General features: G+C 62.3%; 19 protein-coding genes. 8 read left to right on the top strand and 11 right to left on the bottom strand.

Going from position 1 to position 18,091, the window contains the following annotated elements; all coding sequences use genetic code 11:
- Positions 1–21: 21 nt before the first annotated feature.
- Positions 22–876 (bottom strand): tellurite resistance TerB family protein, encoded by an 855-nt coding sequence (locus H9Q16_RS05710; protein ID WP_191074377.1) that lies wholly within the window; start codon positions 874–876, stop codon positions 22–24.
- 140 nt (positions 877–1,016) lie between these two features.
- Here H9Q16_RS05710 and H9Q16_RS05705 point away from each other — a divergent pair, with 140 nt between their 5' ends.
- Positions 1,017–1,922: a DMT family transporter gene (locus tag H9Q16_RS05705; RefSeq protein ID WP_191074376.1), complete on the top strand. Its 906-nt coding sequence runs from the start codon at positions 1,017–1,019 to the stop codon at positions 1,920–1,922.
- A gap of 13 nt (positions 1,923–1,935) precedes the next feature.
- Here H9Q16_RS05705 and H9Q16_RS05700 read toward each other — a convergent pair whose 3' ends face one another.
- The 4 genes from H9Q16_RS05700 to mazG all read right to left on the bottom strand — a co-directional run bounded on the left by H9Q16_RS05700 (position 1,936) and on the right by mazG (position 5,618).
- The gene (locus H9Q16_RS05700) at positions 1,936–3,345 is read right to left on the bottom strand and encodes a protein adenylyltransferase SelO (RefSeq protein WP_191074375.1); all 1,410 of its coding nucleotides are present in this window, start codon (positions 3,343–3,345) and stop codon (positions 1,936–1,938) included.
- Positions 3,342–3,791: a GNAT family N-acetyltransferase gene (locus H9Q16_RS05695; RefSeq protein WP_191074374.1), complete on the bottom strand. Its 450-nt coding sequence runs from the start codon at positions 3,789–3,791 to the stop codon at positions 3,342–3,344. The genes H9Q16_RS05700 and H9Q16_RS05695 overlap by 4 nt, the downstream gene beginning before the upstream one ends.
- Entirely contained in the window at positions 3,788–4,729 is a 942-nt protein-coding gene (locus H9Q16_RS05690; RefSeq protein ID WP_191074373.1) for a nucleoside hydrolase, read from the bottom strand. The genes H9Q16_RS05695 and H9Q16_RS05690 overlap by 4 nt, the downstream gene beginning before the upstream one ends.
- 76 nt (positions 4,730–4,805) lie before the next feature.
- Entirely contained in the window at positions 4,806–5,618 is an 813-nt protein-coding gene (gene mazG, locus H9Q16_RS05685; protein WP_191074372.1) for a nucleoside triphosphate pyrophosphohydrolase, read from the bottom strand.
- A gap of 64 nt (positions 5,619–5,682) precedes the next feature.
- Here mazG and H9Q16_RS05680 point away from each other — a divergent pair, with 64 nt between their 5' ends.
- Genes H9Q16_RS05680 through H9Q16_RS05665 form a run of 4 tightly spaced genes read left to right on the top strand, consistent with a single transcriptional unit; the run spans position 5,683 to position 9,212 of the window.
- The gene (locus H9Q16_RS05680; protein WP_191074371.1) at positions 5,683–6,855 is read left to right on the top strand and encodes a M20 aminoacylase family protein; all 1,173 of its coding nucleotides are present in this window, start codon (positions 5,683–5,685) and stop codon (positions 6,853–6,855) included.
- The gene (speB, locus tag H9Q16_RS05675) at positions 6,855–7,820 is read left to right on the top strand and encodes an agmatinase (protein WP_191074370.1); all 966 of its coding nucleotides are present in this window, start codon (positions 6,855–6,857) and stop codon (positions 7,818–7,820) included. The genes H9Q16_RS05680 and speB (H9Q16_RS05675) overlap by 1 nt, the downstream gene beginning before the upstream one ends.
- Positions 7,817–8,764: an agmatinase gene (gene speB, locus H9Q16_RS05670; RefSeq protein WP_191074369.1), complete on the top strand. Its 948-nt coding sequence runs from the start codon at positions 7,817–7,819 to the stop codon at positions 8,762–8,764. Before speB (H9Q16_RS05675) ends, speB (H9Q16_RS05670) begins: the two co-directional genes overlap by 4 nt.
- A 49-nt stretch (positions 8,765–8,813) precedes the next feature.
- The gene (locus tag H9Q16_RS05665) at positions 8,814–9,212 is read left to right on the top strand and encodes a DUF1499 domain-containing protein (protein WP_216859296.1); all 399 of its coding nucleotides are present in this window, start codon (positions 8,814–8,816) and stop codon (positions 9,210–9,212) included.
- On the opposite strand, the gene H9Q16_RS05660 is transcribed toward H9Q16_RS05665, so the two are convergent.
- Positions 9,138–9,440, bottom strand: coding sequence for a hypothetical protein (locus H9Q16_RS05660; RefSeq protein ID WP_191074368.1), 303 nt, complete (start codon positions 9,438–9,440; stop codon positions 9,138–9,140). The two genes, H9Q16_RS05665 and H9Q16_RS05660, sit on opposite strands and share 75 nt — an antisense overlap.
- Positions 9,441–9,502: 62 nt before the next feature.
- Between H9Q16_RS05660 and prfA the strand changes: the two genes are divergently transcribed.
- The 3 genes from prfA (at position 9,503) to H9Q16_RS05645 (ending at position 12,199) form a co-directional block, all read left to right on the top strand.
- The gene (prfA, locus tag H9Q16_RS05655; protein ID WP_191074367.1) at positions 9,503–10,558 is read left to right on the top strand and encodes a peptide chain release factor 1; all 1,056 of its coding nucleotides are present in this window, start codon (positions 9,503–9,505) and stop codon (positions 10,556–10,558) included.
- A complete protein-coding gene (gene prmC, locus H9Q16_RS05650) occupies positions 10,555–11,397 on the top strand; it encodes a peptide chain release factor N(5)-glutamine methyltransferase (RefSeq protein ID WP_191074366.1) in 843 nt (280 codons plus the stop codon). The genes prfA and prmC overlap by 4 nt, the downstream gene beginning before the upstream one ends.
- Positions 11,398–11,611: 214 nt before the next feature.
- On the top strand, positions 11,612–12,199 hold the full coding sequence (locus tag H9Q16_RS05645; protein WP_191074365.1) for a DUF4167 domain-containing protein: 588 nt from the start codon (positions 11,612–11,614) through the stop codon (positions 12,197–12,199).
- Between the two features lie 143 nt (positions 12,200–12,342).
- Here the strand turns inward: H9Q16_RS05645 and H9Q16_RS05640 are convergent, their stop codons facing one another.
- Genes H9Q16_RS05640 through H9Q16_RS05620 form a run of 5 tightly spaced genes read right to left on the bottom strand, consistent with a single transcriptional unit; the run spans position 12,343 to position 18,089 of the window.
- A complete protein-coding gene (locus H9Q16_RS05640) occupies positions 12,343–12,915 on the bottom strand; it encodes a hypothetical protein (protein WP_191074364.1) in 573 nt (190 codons plus the stop codon).
- Positions 12,912–13,754, bottom strand: a complete 843-nt coding sequence (gene rsmA / locus H9Q16_RS05635; RefSeq protein WP_191074363.1) for a 16S rRNA (adenine(1518)-N(6)/adenine(1519)-N(6))-dimethyltransferase RsmA — start codon at positions 13,752–13,754, stop codon at positions 12,912–12,914. Before rsmA ends, H9Q16_RS05640 begins: the two co-directional genes overlap by 4 nt.
- Positions 13,751–14,722 carry a 4-hydroxythreonine-4-phosphate dehydrogenase PdxA gene (gene pdxA / locus H9Q16_RS05630; RefSeq protein ID WP_191074362.1) on the bottom strand — a complete coding sequence of 324 codons (972 nt, stop codon included), beginning with the start codon at positions 14,720–14,722 and terminating at the stop codon, positions 13,751–13,753. The genes rsmA and pdxA overlap by 4 nt, the downstream gene beginning before the upstream one ends.
- On the bottom strand, positions 14,719–15,957 hold the full coding sequence (locus H9Q16_RS05625; protein WP_191074361.1) for a peptidylprolyl isomerase: 1,239 nt from the start codon (positions 15,955–15,957) through the stop codon (positions 14,719–14,721). The genes pdxA and H9Q16_RS05625 overlap by 4 nt, the downstream gene beginning before the upstream one ends.
- Entirely contained in the window at positions 15,945–18,089 is a 2,145-nt protein-coding gene (locus H9Q16_RS05620; protein WP_191074360.1) for an LPS-assembly protein LptD, read from the bottom strand. The genes H9Q16_RS05625 and H9Q16_RS05620 overlap by 13 nt, the downstream gene beginning before the upstream one ends.
- Between the last annotated feature and the right edge of the window lie 2 nt (positions 18,090–18,091).

The following is an 18,091-nucleotide window of genomic DNA, read 5'->3' as shown; positions in this document are numbered from 1 at the left end:
TCTGATCTGGGGAATGCCGCCTCAGGTATAGAGGCTGGGCACGCCCATTTCCTTATGAATATCGTTCACCTCGGCAGGCTGGAGCCCGTAGCCCTGCGCCAGTTTGTGCAGATACTGCGCCTCGTCCTGAGTATCGAGGTCGATGCCCAGCAGTGACATCGCATAGATCTGCTTTCCCATGCCCTGTGGCGTCTGGCGAACAAGGTCATCTGCGCTGACGTCTGTTTGCATCTGCTTTCTGACAAAGGCCGCCTCTTCGGCATCCACATCGCCAAGTTGGCCCAGTAGCTTGTCACGCTCAGCCTCGTCGAAGGTGCCATCCGACTTGGCCGCCTGAATCATCGCCGCGAGCATCAGCGCTGCGGCCGCTTCCTGGTCGCGGGAGGGCTCGATAGGCTCTACCGGGGTGTCGTCGAACTGGGAATTCAGCACCGCCCCGAAATCGGCGTTGGGCTTTTCGGGTCTGCGCCGCAACGTTTCGTCGGTGCCGGACAGAAGGTCATTGTTGCCCCCCGCCACAGCGCCAGCCAGACCGCCCAGCAGACCGCCAAGCCCACCTGCACCGGCCCCCGCTGCGGATGAACCACCGCCGAGCTGTTCCAGCAGACCGCCCAGCCCACCTGCCGCACCGCCTGTGCGGCTGCTGCCCGTGGCACCGCCCAGAATACCGCCAAGCATGTCTTGCAGCCCGCCGCCCGGGCTGTGGGCACCACCATGGCGCTGCGAACCGCCCGCGTTCTTGACCAGACCACCCAAAAGGCCGCCCAGGTCACCGCCGCTTGACCCTGTTCTGCTGCTTTTGTTCATCATGGACTTGGCCCCTTTGGCCATGGCCACGCCAACGGCCACTTTGGCCAACGTTTTCATCAAAGACATCTGAAAATCCCCTGTTTGCTATTGGATTAAGGGCAGAGTGACAGGTTTTGTTCCGGATCGCAGGGGAATTTGGTGTGTTTTCTGCCCTTGGCAGGCTTTTGCGCATTGACCCTGGTGCCCAAGACCGACTGACTGCGCGGATGGACCGCAAATCGCACATTGATCTTTTCGGGGCTGTTGCCCTGATCCTGTTCGCGCTGAATCTTGCGTTCAATCAAGTTGTGATCAAGGTCACAGGCGGCGGGTTCAGCCCGGTGTTTTCGGCTGGGATGCGCTCTGCCGGGGCGGTGGTTGTGCTGCTTTTGTGGATGTATCTGCGCGGGGTCAGCCTGCAGATCCCAAAGGCTGCGTGGTTTGGCGGTATCCTGTCCGGGGTGCTTTTTGCCATAGAATTCTTATGCTTATTTATCGCACTTGATATCACGACCGTCAGCCGGGCCTCGGTGATCTTTTATTCCATGCCGGTCTGGATGGCCCTGATCGCGCATTTCGTCTTTCCTGGGGAAGGGCTGACCCGCACAAAGACCGCGGGCCTTGTCATGGCGATGACCGGCGTTGCCGTTGCCCTGATGGATCGCGACAGCGGGCAGGCGAGCTGGACCGGGGATCTGCTTGCGCTGTCGTCCTCATTCTTGTGGGCGGGCATTGTGTTATGTGTGCGTCTGACCCCGCTGTCCAAGGTGCCGCCTGCGCAGCAACTGATCTTTCAGGTGACGATTTCCGCCCCCATTTTGCTGTTGCTGTCGCCGCTTTTTGGTCCGCTGATCCGCGAGCCTGAGCTGATTCACTATGCGGGCATGGCGTTTCAGATCATCGCGGTGGCCAGTTTGGGGTTTTTGGCGTGGTTCTGGCTGTTGTCGATCTATCCTGCGTCTTCTGTCGCTTCGTTCAGTTTTCTGTCGCCGGTATTTTCCGTGATCTTGGGGTGGCTGCTGCTGTCCGAAGATGTGGCCCCGTCGGTCTGGGGGGCACTGGTGTTGGTGGCAGGGGGCATTTACCTGATCAACCGCAGGCCCCGGCAGCCTGCGAAGCGCAGAGGTATTTGAAAAAGGGTGAAATTCAGGTGCCGCAGAAGGTTGCGGGGACGATTTCATCCGTCGTGGGCACGCGGTGCAGGTCCGGGTCGGTTTCGGTGAAGGGGGTGGCCAGCGCTGTGTTCAGACGTTCGAACGGGGTGATGTCCCCTGCCACGGCGGCTTCGATCATCTGCTCGATGCGGTGATTGCGCGGGATCACAACAGGGTTCGCGGCGTTCATCCGGGCGCGGGTCCCGGTCTCGGATGCCAACCGCGCCTGCCAGTCTGTGGCCCAGGCATCAAAGGCGTCCCGGTTTGTGAAGTGATCGCGCGCTCGGGGTGTGGAAAGGGCGCGGAAGGTGTTGGTGAAATCGGCGCCGTCCTCTTGCATCAGGCCCAATAGCCGCTGGATCAGGGCCAGATCGCCGTCTTGCGGCGTGGCGATGCCGATTTTGTTGGCAAAAGCGGCAAGCCAGGCGGTTTCGAGCAGGTCGGGCATGGCGTGAACGATTGCAGTGGCTTCTTCGACAGCGGCGTCCTTGTCGTCCATCTGCTGGATCAGGGAGGTCGCCAGTTGGGCCATGTTCCAGACCGCAATGTTGGGCTGGTTCCCGTAGGCATAACGGCCCTGTTGATCGATGGATGAGAACACGCGACCGTTGTGGAAGGCATCCATGAAGGCGCAGGGGCCGTAGTCGATCGTTTCACCCGCGATGCTGCTGTTGTCGGTGTTCATCACGCCGTGGATAAAGCCGACAGAGAGCCATTTTGCGACAAGTTCCGCCTGCGCGATGGACACGGCGCGCAGCAGATCCATGGGCCCCGCCGCGTCGGGGTAATGGCGCTGGATTGCGTAGCTGGTGAGGGTTTTGAGATGCGCTGTCTCGCCGCGATGGGCGAAGACCTGAAACGTGCCGACCCGCAGGTGGCTTTGCGCGACCCGGGTGACGATCGCGCCCGGCAGGGCCCCTTGTTCGCGCCAGATTTGCTCACCGGTGGTGACTGCTGCGAGCGCGCGGGTTGTGGGGATGCGCAAGGCGTGCATGGCCTCGGAAACGACATATTCGCGCAGCACCGGGCCCAGCCAGGCGCGGCCGTCGCCCATACGGGAATAGGGCGTGGGGCCGGAGCCTTTGAGCTGGATATCGCGGCGGATGCCATCCGCGCCAACCACCTCGCCGAGCAGGATCGCGCGGCCATCGCCCAGTTGCGGTGAGAAATTGCCAAACTGGTGGCCCGCGTAAAGCTGCGCAAGCGGGGCGGCCCCGTCTGGGATGGTGTTGCCCGCGAAGACCTGTGCGGCTTCCGCAAGATCGCCTGTTTCAATGCCCAGCACGGCGGCAAGATCGGCGTTCCAGGCCATCAATTTGGGGTCTTTCACCGGCGTCGGATTAAGACGGGTGTAGAAGGCCGGCGGCAGCGCTGCATAGCTGTTGTCAAAGGGTATTTTCATAACGAGCGTGACATGAACATGTAATTGTCGCGTGGTTGAAAGCCTGCGCGGCGGTAAAGTTTGATGGCGGCGGTGTTGGTCTTGTCGACTTCGAGATGCAGCGCGCGCAGGCCATATTGCGAGAGCGCGCGGGGCAAAGCAATGAGGGCTTCGGAGGCAATGCCACGCCCGCGCACACCGGGGCGGATGTAGAGTTCATCGATGATGGCATCGAGCCCACCGAATTCGACCGACCACCCGAAACAGACCACGATATAGCCGATGGGTGCTCGGGGCGGGCCGATCAGATAGGCAGCCCCGTGAGGGATGCCATCAAGCAGTGGCGCGATGCCCGCTTGGCGATCTTCGTGAGTAGTTTCAATGCCTTCTTCGGCATGAAAGGCCGTGATGAGGGGCAAGATCTTGTCAAGGTGCTCCGGTTTGCCGAGGGTGAGGGCGGCGCTCATAGGCGGGCCAGCCTTTCTGTGAGCAGAGCAAAGAAGGCGTCGGCGTCGATGTCGCCCATGAAGGTGGCGTTGGGGGCGCGGTCGGTGACACGCCACCAGTCGGCGACGGTCATGCCCATGGTGAGCTCTGAACTCGTTTCAATCTCGACATTGATGTGACGGCCAGAAAACATAGAAGGATCAATCAGATAGGCGGTGACGCAGGGGTCATGCAACGGTGCCCCTTCGGAGCCGTATTTTTCCTTGTCGAAACGTTCGAAAAAATCGGTCATCTGGGCCACGGCGGTCCCCACTGGCGTATTCAGCGCACGAAAAGCGTCGTTGCGAGGTTTGGTGACCAGTGCTTTGTGGGTGACATCAAGCGGCATCACAACAATTGGAATGCCCGATTTAAATACGATATCAGCGGCTTGCGGATCGACGTAGATGTTGAATTCCGCTGTCGGCGTGATGTTGCCCCCCTCGAAATAGCCGCCGCCCATGAGGACGATCTCCTGCACTTTGTCGGCAATTTCAGGTGCTTTTTGAAGGGCTGTCGCAATATTCGTAAGCGGGCCAAGCGGGCAAAGGGTGACGGTGCCCGAGGGTTCGGAATTGAGGGTTTCGATAATGAAATCGACGGCGGGCTGATCCTGCAGGGGCATCGTGGGATCTGGCAGCGTGGGGCCGTCGAGGCCGGTCTTGCCATGCACGTGCTCGGCTGTGACCAGTTCGCGACCAAGGGGGCGGTCACAACCTGCGTAAACATGCACATGAGGAAAGCCTGCTAACTCGCAGACAATACGTGCATTTTTAGACGTCAGATCAAGCGGCACGTTGCCTGCAACACAGGTGATGCCCACCACGTCGAGGTCTTCGGGGCTGGCCAGGGCGAGCAGGATGGCGACGGCGTCGTCCTGTCCGGGGTCGGTGTCGATAATGATTTTGCGAGGGGGCATGAGGGCTCCGGTCAGGGGCTGATAGGCACGTCGGTGTTGCGTCGGTATTACGTCGGTATTTCGTCGGTGTCGAACGCTATGCGCGTTCTTCCGCTTTGACAGCGTCCCAAAGCGCATCCATTTCTGCAAGGTCGCTCTCGGACGGCGTTTTGCCGAGGCTTTTCAGCCGTGCCTCGACCGCTTCAAAACGGCGGGTGAACTTGGCGTTGGCGGCCCGCAGGGCCGCTTCGGGGTCGAGGCCCAGATGACGGCCAAGGTTGGCCATGACAAACAGCAGATCGCCAAACTCTTCCTCGATCTCGGTCTGGGACAGGGTATCACGGGCCTCGACCAGTTCGCGGGCCTCTTCGGTGATCTTGTCGATGACCTGATCTGTCGAGGGCCAGTCAAAACCGACGCGCGCCGCCCGTTTTTGCAGCTTCAGCGCGCGCAAGAGGGCGGGCAGGCCAATTGCAACGCCGTCAAGGGTGCCGCGCTGTGCCTTGTCTGCCCGTTCTGCGGCCTTGATCGCCTCCCAGTCGGCGGTTTGCTGTTCGGCGCTTTTGTCGCGGGACTCAGAGCCAAAGACATGCGGATGCCGTGCGACCATCTTGTCAGAGATGTTGCGCACCACCGACTGAAAGGTGAAATGGCCGGCCTCTTCGCCCATGGCGGTATGGTAGACCGATTGCAGCAGCAGATCGCCCAATTCCCCCTCAAGCTCTGACCAGTCGCGGCGCTGGATGGCGTCGGCAACTTCGTATGCCTCTTCAATGGTATAGGGCGCGATGCTGTCAAAATCCTGTTCGATGTCCCAGGGGCAGCCGGTGTCGGGATCGCGCAGGCGGCGCATGATTTCCAGCAGGCGTTCTATCCCGGCATTTTGGTCATGGATCAGATCGTCGGCCATTGCAGTGTGCCCTCTGGTGGTGTCTGATGTGACCTGACCGCAACCCATGTCAGGAGTCCACCCCATGCCCGTCATCAACCGAATTGCCGCCCTTGCCGACGACATGACCGCCTGGCGGCGGCACTTGCATACCATCCCGGAGCTGAGTTTCGATTGCCCCAAGACCGCCGCCTTTATCAAGGAGCGGCTGGAAGAAATTGGCGTGGATGAGCTGCATGAGGGGATCGCGCAAACCGGGATGGTGGCGATTATCAACGGGCAGGGTGCGGGCGATACAATCGGCTTGCGCGCCGATTTCGATGCGCTGCCGATCCCCGAAGAGACGGGGGTTGAATATGCCTCGACCCATCCGGGCAAGATGCATGCCTGCGGCCATGACGGGCATACGGCGATGCTGCTGGGGGCGGCCAAGTATCTGGCGGAGACACGGAATTTTTCAGGGCGCGTGGCGCTGATTTTCCAACCCGCCGAGGAAGACGGCGGCGGGGCCGAGGTCATGTGTCAGGAAGGCATGATGGACACCTTTGGCATCAGCCAAGTCTATGGCATTCATAACGTGCCGGATTTTGAGTTTGGCAAGTTCATGACGACCCCCGGCCCGATCATGGCGGCGGTGGATATGTTCACAATCCACATCAAGGGCCGCGGCGGGCACGGGGCAATGCCGCATGAAACGGCCGATCCGGTGGTCGCGGCCGCGGGCATGGTGCAGGCGATCCAGACGATCAGCTCGCGCAATGTGCATTCGGCGCAGGAAAAGGTGATTTCGGTCACGCAGGTCCATACGGGGACGGCCAGCAATATCATCCCGGATACCGCGATGATAAACGGGACCGTACGGACTTTTGACAAGGACGTGCAGGCGCTGATCCGCCGCCGTATGGAAGAGGTCGTGGCAGGCCAGGCGGCCAGCTATGGGGTTGAGGCTGAACTGGACTATGAGGTTGGCTATCCGGCGACCGTGAATGCCGAGGCCGAGACCGCCTTTGCAGCGCAGGTTGCGCAGGAGGTTGTGGGCGAGGCCAAGGTCGATGCGGCCTTTCCCAAGGTCGCGGGATCCGAGGACTTTGCCTATATGCTGGAGGAACGGCCCGGCGCGTATCTGTTTGTCGGTACCGGCGAGGGCACAGGGGGCCTGCACCACCCCAAATACAACTTCAACGATGAAATCAGCCCGGTTGGCGCGTCGTTTTTTGCCCGCGTGGTGGAGATCGCGCAGCCCGTCGGGGGCCGCTGATGGCGCTGGAGGACGCGCGCCGCGAGATTGATCATGCGTTTACGCGCGATGATCTGAAGGGCCCGAGTTTCGAGCTGACATTTGGCGGGGCGACGTCGTTCCTGCGGCGCAGGTACACCAAGGATTTGAGCGGCGTTGATATTGCTGTCACAGGTGTGCCGTTTGATCAGGCGGTGACCAATCGGCCCGGCACGCGCCTTGGGCCGCGGGCAATCCGCGAGGCGTCCAGCCTGCAGGCCCCTGATCCGCCTTATGGGTGGGATTTCGACGTCCTGAGCGAATTTGCTATCATCGACTATGGCGATTTGGCGTTTGATTACGGGCATATCGCGGCCTTTCCTGATGCACTGACGGCGCATATCAAAGGCATTCTGGATGCGGATGTGGCCAGCGTGGTTCTGGGGGGAGATCACTATATCACCTATCCCATTCTCAAAGCCTATGCAGAGAAATACGGGCCCATCAGTCTGCTGCAGTTTGACGCCCATACGGACACCTGGGCAGATGACGATCTGGATCGCATCGATCATGGCACGATGTTTTACAAGGCGGTCAAGACAGGGATCGTGGACCCGGCGACTTCTGTTCAGGTGGGCATCCGGACCACCAATGAGGACACGATGGGGGTCAATATCATCGACGCGCGGCGCGTGCACGAGCAGGGGCCGGTAGAAACGGTGCGCCAGATCAAGGACATTCTGGGCGACAGGCCCTGCTACCTGACCTGGGATATCGATGCGCTGGATCCGGCCTATGCGCCGGGGACGGGCACGCCGGTCTGGGGCGGGCTGACGTCGGCACAGGCGGCGATCATGCTGCGGGATCTGGCGGGGATCAACATCGTCGGCGCTGATGTGGTCGAAGTCTCGCCGCCCTATGACACCACCGGGGCGACGGCGGTGGCGGGGGCGCATGTGGCGACGGAGCTGCTGTGTCTGCTGGGCCACCGGATGCGCACCTCATGAGCGACAAGAACCAGCCGATTTCCGGCAATGATCTGGCGCGGTTTTCGGGGCCCAATACGTTCATGCGGCTGCCCTCGGCCAATGATCTGAAAGGTCTGGATGTGGCGGTGCTGGGGATCCCGCTGGATGTGGGCACGTCTTGGCGATCAGGCACGCGGTTCGGGCCCAAGCAAGTGCGCGCTGAGTCCGCGATGATCCGGCCCTATAATTTGGCCACGGGGGCGGCACCCTATGACAGTCTGCAGGTGGCGGACATTGGGGATCTGGCGATCAACACGTTTTCGCTTTCGGATAGTTTGCGTATCGTTGCAGAGAGTTATAGCGAGATCCTGACCTATGACGTGATGCCGCTGGCGATTGGGGGGGATCATTCGATCACGCTGCCGATCTTGCGCGCGATGGCGCAGCGGCACGGGCCTGTGGCGCTTGTTCATGTCGATGCGCATGCGGATGTGAACGACACGATGTTCGGCGAGAAGGAAGCGCATGGCACGGTCTTTCGCCGCGCCTGGGAGGAAGGGTTGATTCAGCCCGACAAGACCTATCAGATCGGGCTGCGGGGCACGGGCTATGGGTCGGAGGATTTTGCCGAAGCGGCCGGCTGGGGCTTTCAGCAGTTCCCGGCGCATGAGCTTTGGGGCAAGAGCCTGAGCGGGCTTGGCACCGAGATCCGGCGGGACATCGGGGAGCGGCCGGTGTACGTGACTTACGATATCGACAGCCTTGATCCCGCCTATGCCCCCGGCACCGGAACACCGGAAATTGGTGGGCTGACAACGCCGCAGGCGATGGAGCTGATCCGCGCGCTCAGGGGGCTCAATATCGTGGGGGGCGATCTGGTTGAAGTCTCGCCCCCCTATGATACATCCGGGAACACGGCGCTGACGGGGGCCAACATCCTTTACGAGATGTTGTGTGTCCTGCCGGGCGTTTCATATCGCTGAGCCGAGGCGCAGAGGTATTTTTAAAAGGGTGAAATGGAAGGGCGTGCGCATGTGGCTTTGGATCTTGTTGATCGTTGTGGTGGCGCTGGCGGCCTATGTGCGGCTGGAACCGGTGGACGCAGACGCGCAGCATCAGCCGGTCACAGCGACCGAAGACAAGACCCGCGACGGGCGCGCCATTCGGATCATCCCGGCGTCAGAGGGGCTGCTGGAAAAGCTGGATGGCCTGATGATGGCCGATGCGGGCACCAAGCGGTTGGCAGGATCGGTCGAGGAGGGGCGGATCACCTATATCACGCGCACCAAATGGTGGGGCTTTCCCGATTTCACCACCATCGAGCAGGACGGTGATCTGATCAAGATGCATGCGCGCTTACGATTTGGACGCCGGGATTTTGGCGTCAATGCTGCCAGACTGGAACGGCTCAAGCGGGCCGTCCAGCGCTGAGGACAGACAGCCTTCCTGCACTTCGCGCCACATCGGGACGTTCAGCGACATCTGGCATTGCGCCATGAACATGCGGCCATCGACCTGCAGACAGATGGTTTCGCCCAGTTCGATGCGGTTGCGATTTGCATCGGTGCAGTAGCAATCGACGGTTTTGCCCGAAGGCGATGTGACATCTGCCGCAGCGGGTAGGGCGATCAGAGTGCAAAGGGCGATCATGCGTTTCATGAGGCGAGTATAGCACGGGTTTCGCCCTTGACCAAAGCCCCGGCATCAGCGACAGCAATGCCATGATCCCGATGGACCGTCTTGAGCAGATTTCGCAGCGTTTTCAGTTTCTGGAAGCGTCGATGTCGGCTGGCTCGGACGGGGCGGATTTTGCGGCATTGGCCAAGGAATACGCCGACCTGAGGCCGGTGGTTGAACAGATTGACGCCTACAAGCAGTTGCTGAGCGATCTGGAAGAGGCCGAGGCGATGCTGGCCGATCCCGAAATGGCAGAGCTGGCGCGCGAGGAGTTGCCGCAGATCAAAGAGGCCCTGCCGCGCGTGGAAGACGCCCTGCAACTGGCGCTGTTGCCCAAGGATGCGGCGGATGCAAAGCCTGCAATGCTTGAGATCCGTCCCGGTACGGGCGGGGATGAGGCAGCGCTCTTTGCTGCTGATCTGTTGCGGATGTATCAGCGCTATGCGGAAAGCAAGGGCTGGAAGATTGACCTGATCGAAGAGCAGATGACCGAACTTGGCGGGGTCAAGGAGGTGGTGGCCCATATCACCGGAAAAGATGTGTTTGCGCGGCTGAAGTATGAGAGCGGCGTGCACCGGGTTCAGCGTGTGCCGACAACCGAAAGCGGGGGGCGCATTCATACCTCAGCCGCGACCGTTGCCGTCCTGCCTGAGGCCGAGGACGTGGATATCGAGATCAACGCAAATGACCTGCGCATTGATACCATGCGGTCCTCCGGTGCTGGCGGGCAGCATGTGAACACGACCGATTCTGCGGTGCGGATCACGCATTTGCCGACCGGGATTGTTGTGACATCGTCCGAGAAATCCCAGCACCGCAATCGCGACAAGGCGATGCAGGTGCTCAAGGCGCGGCTCTATGACATGGAGCGGTCCCGGGTAGACGAGGAACGTTCGGCTGATCGCGCGTCGCAGGTGGGATCGGGGGATCGGTCGGAGCGGATCCGGACCTATAATTTCCCGCAAGGGCGCATGACAGATCATCGGATCAATCTGACGCTATACCGGCTGGAGGCGATCCTTCAGGGGGACCTGGACGAGATTGTCGACGCATTGACGGCAGATGCGCAGGCGCGCGCGCTGGCCGAGATGAACGCATGAGCGCGCCGACGGCGGCGCAGGCGATGGCGGCTGCCGCCGCGCGGTTGCGCGCGGCCGGGGTGCCGGACCCGGCGCGCGACGCGCGGTTGCTGTTGGCCCATGCAGCGTCGGTGGACGCGGCACGCATTACGTTGATCGCACCTGAGGAAATTGCGCCTGAGATTGCCGAGCGGTTCGAGCATCTGATCGCGCTGCGGGCCATTCGGGTGCCGGTGTCGCATCTGGTGGGGCAGCGCGCGTTTTACGGGCGCGACTTCAAGGTCAGTGCCGACGTGCTGGACCCGCGACCCGAGACGGAGACCCTGATTGAGCTGGCACTTGCCGATCCTTTTGAGCGTGTGCTGGATCTTGGTGTGGGTTCAGGGTGCATTCTGGTGACGCTTTTGGCGGAGCGGGGGGAGGCGCGCGGCGTGGGTGTTGATATGTCAGAGGCCGCGTGCCTGCAGGCCAGTGCCAATGCCGTGTTGCACCAGGTGGCCGGACGCGCGGAAATCCTGCAATCGGATTGGTTCGAGGCCGTCGAGGGGCGCTTTGATCTGATCGTGTCCAACCCACCCTATCTGGCGGCAGAAGAGATGGCGCAGGTAGCCCCCGAACTGGCCCGTCACGAGCCTGCGATGGCGTTGACCGATGGGGCGGACGGGTTGTCTGCCTATCGTGTGATTGCGGGCCAGGCGCAGGGCTATCTGACTGCAGCGGGTCACGTGATGGTGGAAATCGGCTGGCAGCAGGGTGATGCGGTTCAGCAGATTTTCCGCGATGCGGGTTGGGGACGCGTGACCTTGGCGCAGGATCTGGATGGCCGTGCGCGTGTCATTACGGCCTCAGACCCGGCATAAAGGGTCGGGAATGCGCCGTTTTTCGCGCATCTGCACGAATTTTCACTTGCCGCGCGCTGCACGCCATGCTTAATCAAGGGTGTTGCAGCGGTGGATGCGTTCACGCGGTCCCGCGCGGCTTTAAGCCCAACATATTGAATGCCCGGATAAACAAAGGCGCTGCTACGCCGGTTCGGGTCACCCAATCCACAGCATCAAAGGCTGACAGTATTTCATGAAGTCTACCAGATCACGGGGCCGGTCTAAGAATAACCGCAACCGGCAGAACCAGGGCGGCAATGTCGTCAATCGCGTGTTTGACAGCAACGGGCCCGAGGGCAAGGTGCGCGGCACGCCGCAGCAGGTTATCGACAAGTACAACCAGCTGGCGCGGGATGCGCAGCTTTCAAATGACCGTGTGGCGATGGAAAACTTCCAGCAACACGCAGAGCATTATCTGCGCATGTTGTCAGAGGCACAGCGCGAGATGGATGCGAAACGCGAAGAACAGGAGCGTCAGAACCGCGAGCGCCAGGCCGAGCGGGATCGCGAGCGGGCCGAGCGGCAGGAGCGGGAGAGCAATCAGGGTGGCGGGAACCAGCAGGGCGGCAACAACAACCGCCGCCGCAATGACCCCGCGCTTGAGCCGCAGCCCGATGTCGCAGATGCGGATGCGCCCGACGAGGAGAGCGGGTTGGTGGAGACGCCCGAGAGTGCGCCGAAACCCAAGCCCAAGCGTCAGCCACGTCGCAAGCCGAAGGTGGCGGATGCTGACCAAGAGGGCGGTGGTGGCAGCGACGACCAGCCCGAAGCGGCAGAATAGGACAGGGGCCTCGCGGATGCGGGGCCTTTTTTCTTTAACCGGTGTGGTTCTGGTGAGGCGGGGCCGCCAGCACGGGGGCTGGCGGATGAGGGCTGCCTGCCCTCAGACACCCGGAGGTATTTTTGCAAGGGTGAAGGGCGGGGTCAGGTGTCTGCGCCCTGTTTGACGTATCGGATGCGTCCGTGGCGGCGGAGCACCGTTTCGCGGTCTTGCCAGTTGTATTTGGTGTCATCGGCGACGCGGACCCAGTGCAGGGTGCCGCCGTGGCGCCAGGGGTCGAGCACGATACCAGCGTGCCAGCGCGCGCCCGTGGGAGCGATGATGGCGGTGGAATGGTCGATACGCAGGGGATTGTCCGCGTTTGCGATGGCGCGGTGCATGCGCAGGGTGCGGTAGCCCACGGTCGAGAGGCGTTTTTCAAGATCTTCAGCCCAGTGCCAACAGAGGCCGCGGGGTTTTTGTCCGGCGTTGACCTGGGCGTTATGCAAGAGCGGCGGGCCGGTGATCTGGTAAGTCGCGGCAAGGTTGTGGGTTTCGGCATAGGCCAGATCGGCGGCGTGGCGGGCTTCGGCAGGATCGATCGCGGGGCTGAGGTCTGTGATGGCGCTGGCCAGCGCGTCTATATCCTGCCGCGTGCCGGGATTGGGTGGGCCGTCCCGCAGAGAACAGGCGGTGATGAGGGCGGGCACCCCCAGCAGGATGTGGCGGCGGTTCATGTGGTCGCGAGGCTGCGGGCGAGGGCGCAGAAGGCTTCGAGCGGGACCTGTTCGGCGCGTTCGGTGGGGGCGATGCCAGCGGCGTGCAGGTGATCCTCAATATCGGGGGCCACGCCCTTGAGGGCGGCGCGCAGCATCTTGCGGCGCTGGTTGAAGGCGGCGGCGACGACGCGGCTGAGGATGGCGGCATCTGCCGGAAAGCGCGGCTCAGGCAGGGCGCTGAGGTGGACCACGGCGGAGGACACCTTGGGCGGTGGCGTGAAGGCGCCGGGCGGCAGATTTAGCACGATTTGTGCGTCCGCGCGCCATTGGGCAAGGATCGCAAGCCGTCCGTAGGTTTTGGAGCCGGGGGCGGCCACGATCCGTTCCGCGACTTCGCGCTGAAACATCAGGGTGAGGCTTTGCCAGAAAGGGGGCCATGCGGGCGGGGTCAGCCAGCGCACCAGCAATTCGGTGCCCACGTTGTAGGGCAGGTTGGCGGCGACCCTTATGGGGGGTGTCAGATGGGCCAGCGGGTCGATCTCAAGCGCGTCGCCTTCCAGAACCGTCAGCCTGCCCGGATAGGCCTGCGCAATCTCGTGCAGGGCCGGCAGGCAGCGGCTGTCTTTTTCGATGCAGAGCACATGGCGCGCGCCCTCAGACAGCAGGCCGCGGGTCAGACCGCCGGGTCCGGGGCCGATTTCGAGCACGTCGCACTGTGTCAGATCGCCGGCCTGCCGGGCAATCTTGGCTGTGAGGTTGAGATCCAGCAGGAAATTCTGACCCAGTGATTTGCGCGCTGACAGGCCGTGGGTGGCGATGACATCGCGCAGCGGCGGCAGGGTGTCGATGGCGCTCATGACAGGGCCAGACGGTGGGCGAGGCGGATCGCCTCGATCATGCTGGTGGGGTTGGCCACGCCGCTGCCGGCAATGTCAAAGGCGGTGCCGTGGTCAGGCGAGGTACGGATGAAGGGCAGCCCGAGGGTGATGTTCACGCCGCGGTCGAAATCGAGCGTCTTGATCGGAATCAGGGCCTGATCGTGATACATGGCAATCGCCGCGTCATAGCGCGCGCGGGCGGCGGCGTGGAACATCGTGTCGGCAGGCTGTGGACCTTGCAGATCAAAGCCCTCGTTGCGCATCTGGTCTATGAGTGGCGCAATCCAGTCCCGTTCCTGACGGCCCATGGCGCCGCCTTCGCCTGCATGGGGGTTGAGCCCTGCAATGGCGAGGCGTGGGACGGCGATGCCGAAAAGATCACGCAGGCCTGCATGGGTCATCTCAATGGTGCGGCGCAGGCTTTGGGAGGTAAGCGTTGTTGGCACCTGATCAAGCGCGATGTGGATCGTGGCAGGCACGACGCGCAATTGGTCAGAGGCCAGCATCATCACGACGTTATCGACCCCGGCAAGGGCGGCAAGATATTCGGTATGGCCGGGATAGGCGAATTCAGCGCCGTCCATCAGCGCCTTTTTGTGAATAGGGGCTGTGCAGAGCGCTGTGGCCTGTCCGTCGCGCACCAGAGCGACGCCCTTGGCGATGACGTCGATGACATGCGGGGCGTGGGTGTGGTTTGGCACACCGGGGGTGGCAGCGCTGCCAAAATCGGTGGCCAGCACCGGCAGCGCGGTGGCGGAAATCGCCGGGGCCTCGGCGCAGGTATCGACGATCCGGTGGGGGATGTCTGTGGGCAGATGGCGCGGATCGCCCAGCCAAACCATTGGCACTGTATCTGCGAGGGCCGCCCAGGCGCGCGCGACCACTTCGGGGCCGATGCCTGCCGGTTCCCCGCAGGAAATCACCACCGGCAACGGGGTTTGGGTCATTGGCGAATGATGCGGGCGTTGGCGCGGAGATTTTCCAGCAGCTGTTCCGAGTAGCCTTGCAACTGGCGCTGGCGCAGGGAGGACACGACCGTTTCGCGATCAACTTCTGCGTTGGCAGCGGCGGTGCGCTTGCACAGCATCAGGAACACCAGCGTCTCACCGTTTGAGCGCGTGAGGGCGGTTGAGCTTTCGCCGGGGTCAAGTTTCGACAGCTCAATGGCGATGTCCTGAGGGATGTCGCCCGGTGCTTTGGTGCCCCGTTCCAGCACCTCTTCGGGCTGGCCCTGAGCAATGCCGTAGAGATCATTGCAGGTGTCGACGCGCGCGCGCACTTTGGCGGCCTCGGCCAGGGCGGCCTCGGAGCGTCCGCCCGCGATGTAGTAGGCGGCATATTCAATCTCTGAATATTCGCGTGCGGGTGCGCCGGTTTCTTCGATCCCGCGCAGTTGGAACAAGGCGACAGCGTTGGGAATGGGCAGAGGAGGCGTGACCTGACCCACCGCCAGTTGCAGGATCAGGGGCTGCAGAGAGGGGGGCAATTGTTCAAGCGGGGTCCAGGGCAGTTGCCCGCCGCGCCCGCGCGATGCTGTGGCAGAGTAGCGGCGCGCGAAGGAGGAAAATTCAGCCGTTGAGCGGGTTTGTGAGATCTGATCCGCCAGCGCGTTGACCCGTGCGGCGTTCTGGGGCGGTGCGGGGATGATGATTTCGGACAGCAGCACCCGCACGCCGGACCCCGATTGGCTTTGGGCCAGTGCGCGATCAATGTCGTCATCGGTGATGGAGACCCGGCTTGAATAACGTGCCCGGATCAGGTCGCGCCAGATCAGTTGGGTTGAGACGAAATCGCGAAAGGTTTCCCGATCGACGCCCGCCTGACCGAGGGCGGTCACGAACTCTTCGGTTGTCAGGTTCGCACGGGCAGCAAATTCGGCCAGACCCTGGGCTTGTGCCTCAGCAGGGAGCTCAACGCCCAGCAGGGATGTTTCCGCGATCCGCAGACGGTCATCAATGAGCGCGTCGATGACGCTTTCGCGGTCGGACCCGGGCGCATTGAGCAACTGCAGGAAGCGCTGGCGCTGCTGCACCTCGTATTCGGTCACCACCGCGCTGTCGACGCGCGCCACCGGGGCGAAGAGGTTTTGGGCTGCGGCCGTGTGCCCCAGAAGCAGCGCAATCGACAGCACCGCGAGGGTCCGGATCAGCAGGGCGAAGGGCGTTGGCTTTAATTCCGACATGAGCGCTCGAATCTTTCTGTTCCGTTGGAGGCGGCAAAGCCCCTCAGGCCGATGTTAAACCCGATATTGGTTGAGGGCTCAACACTTGTTGATGTGGAATACCGGCGGCGCACCGAAAGGTCGACCGAAACGCATTCGTTGTTGTAGGTCAGGCCAAGTCCCGCCGTTGCCGCGCGATCATCGGCGGTATCGTAGCGCCAGTCGGCGCTGGCGGTCCATTGGCGATTGATCTTGTAGGCGCCATCGAGGGTGAATTCCGAGATCGCCTGGGGGCGATCTTCGGCCGGATCGGAATCGAGCCAGACATAGGAGCCGCCCAGTCGGCCACGGCTGAATTTCCAGTCGCCGCGCAGTTCGGCCTTGGTTGCCTTGAGCTGATCGTCAAAAAGACCGCGACCGGTCAGGGACAGGCCACCTGCGTTCGCGATCTGACCGGCGAGCAGGATATCAGACGCCTTGCCCCCCAGGCCGGAGCTGTCGGTAAAGGCCGGATCAGCGCGTTCACGAAAAACCTGACCGACGGTCAGGTGGGCGTCCCAGCCCGCCGGGTCGAACCGGGCCCAGCTGAGCCCGACGGCCGCCACCCCGTGGCGTTCGCGCCGGTCTGGTCGCGGAAAGCGGGAGAGCGCCAGCAGGTTGCCCTCGTCAAATTCGACGCGGGTGCTTTCGTCATTGGGAATAGGCAGGCGGTTGCCGCCAATAAAGGCGAGCTGAACCACGGGTTCCAGCATCTGGACCACGCCAGACCCGGTGCGCCGCAGCATCGGGTATCGCAGGGCGATGGCGGCTTCGGTCGACAGATCCGAGTGGTTCTGCGCAACGGTGGCATCCTGCGTGATATCGAAGACATCAAAGTTGATGCCAGCGCGTGCATCGGCGACCAGTCCGGAGGCGAAGGTGTGGCGGCGCAGCCATTCCACCTGTCCATTGATCCGCGCCACGTCGCGCCCGTCGACCACGCCGTCGCCATCGGCATCGCTGTCCACGTCCGATCCCCGGCGGTGGCTGTGAGCCTGCAAGGCAAAGCGCAGCTCGCCCCCGACGGTTTCAGGAAACATCCGGCGTTCGTATTCCCCGACAAGCACCAGCGTTGGCTGGTTGTCGTTCACTTCGCCATCGCGCAGGGTCTCAAAATTGATCAGGCTGCCGCGCACCCATTTGTCGCGGCGCGCGCGGCTGACAGTGAGTTCCGAGCGCAAGCGGTCGCGGTCGGAGTAGCCGTATTCGGTGAGATAGGACCGATCCCCCACGGCTTCGATGGCGAAGTAAAGCTTGTAGTCGCGTTGCAGGTCGAAGGTGCCGTAGCCAAAGACGTATCCGCGCGTTTCGCCGGGGCGCTGGTCGTCGTCCGAAATGGCGGCGTTGAATTCGATCCGGCCATGCACGAATGCCTGCCGGTAGCGCAGTTCCAGCGTACTGGTGGCCGAGGAAAAGTAAGGTGTGAGCGTCAAATCGCGATGATCGCCGATCTTGATGAAATAGGGGATCTTGATGCCCGTGCCCAGTTGCGACGTGGTGCGGAACGACGGTGTCAGAAAGCCCGTCGCGCGTTTGAGCGTCGGATCCGGCAAGCGCAGGCGAGGCAGATAAAAGACCGGCACATTGCGGATGCGGAACTGTGCCTCGTCAAAGTAAAGCTGTTGTTCGCGTTGATCGTGCACCACGCGCCGGGCGCGGATTTGCCACAGTGGTGGTTTGCCGTTCGCGCAGACTTTGCAAGAGGTTATGGCGGTTTTGTAAAGCTGACTGTAGCGGCCATCGACGCGGTTGATTTGCTGTGCGGCCAGTTGCAGCTGTTGGTTCAGAACCAGCCGCGCGCCGGTCAGGATGCCATTGCGCAGGCCCTGATCCAGTTGGGCCGCATCCGCAAGAATGATCTGGTCGTCCCCGTCCTGCAGGACAATCGGACCGTCAATTTCCAACGATCCGGTCTGCTGGTTGTAGCGGATGGCCTGAGCGCGTAGACGGGTTTCGCCCTGAAACGCCTCGACATTGCCGCGGGCCACAAGCGTGCGGTCGCGCGTGATAAAGACCTGATCGGCCACCAGCACCGCCGGGCGCGGCGGTACGTCCTGTGCCAGCACCGCGAGCGGCACCATCAGAAGCGCACAAATCAGCCAGATGAGCCGCATCG

This window comes from Sulfitobacter aestuariivivens (genome assembly GCF_014763045.1).
In the GTDB taxonomy this organism is placed as follows: domain Bacteria; phylum Pseudomonadota; class Alphaproteobacteria; order Rhodobacterales; family Rhodobacteraceae; genus Sulfitobacter; species Sulfitobacter aestuariivivens.
This window is presented reverse-complemented; position numbering and strand designations above follow the sequence as displayed.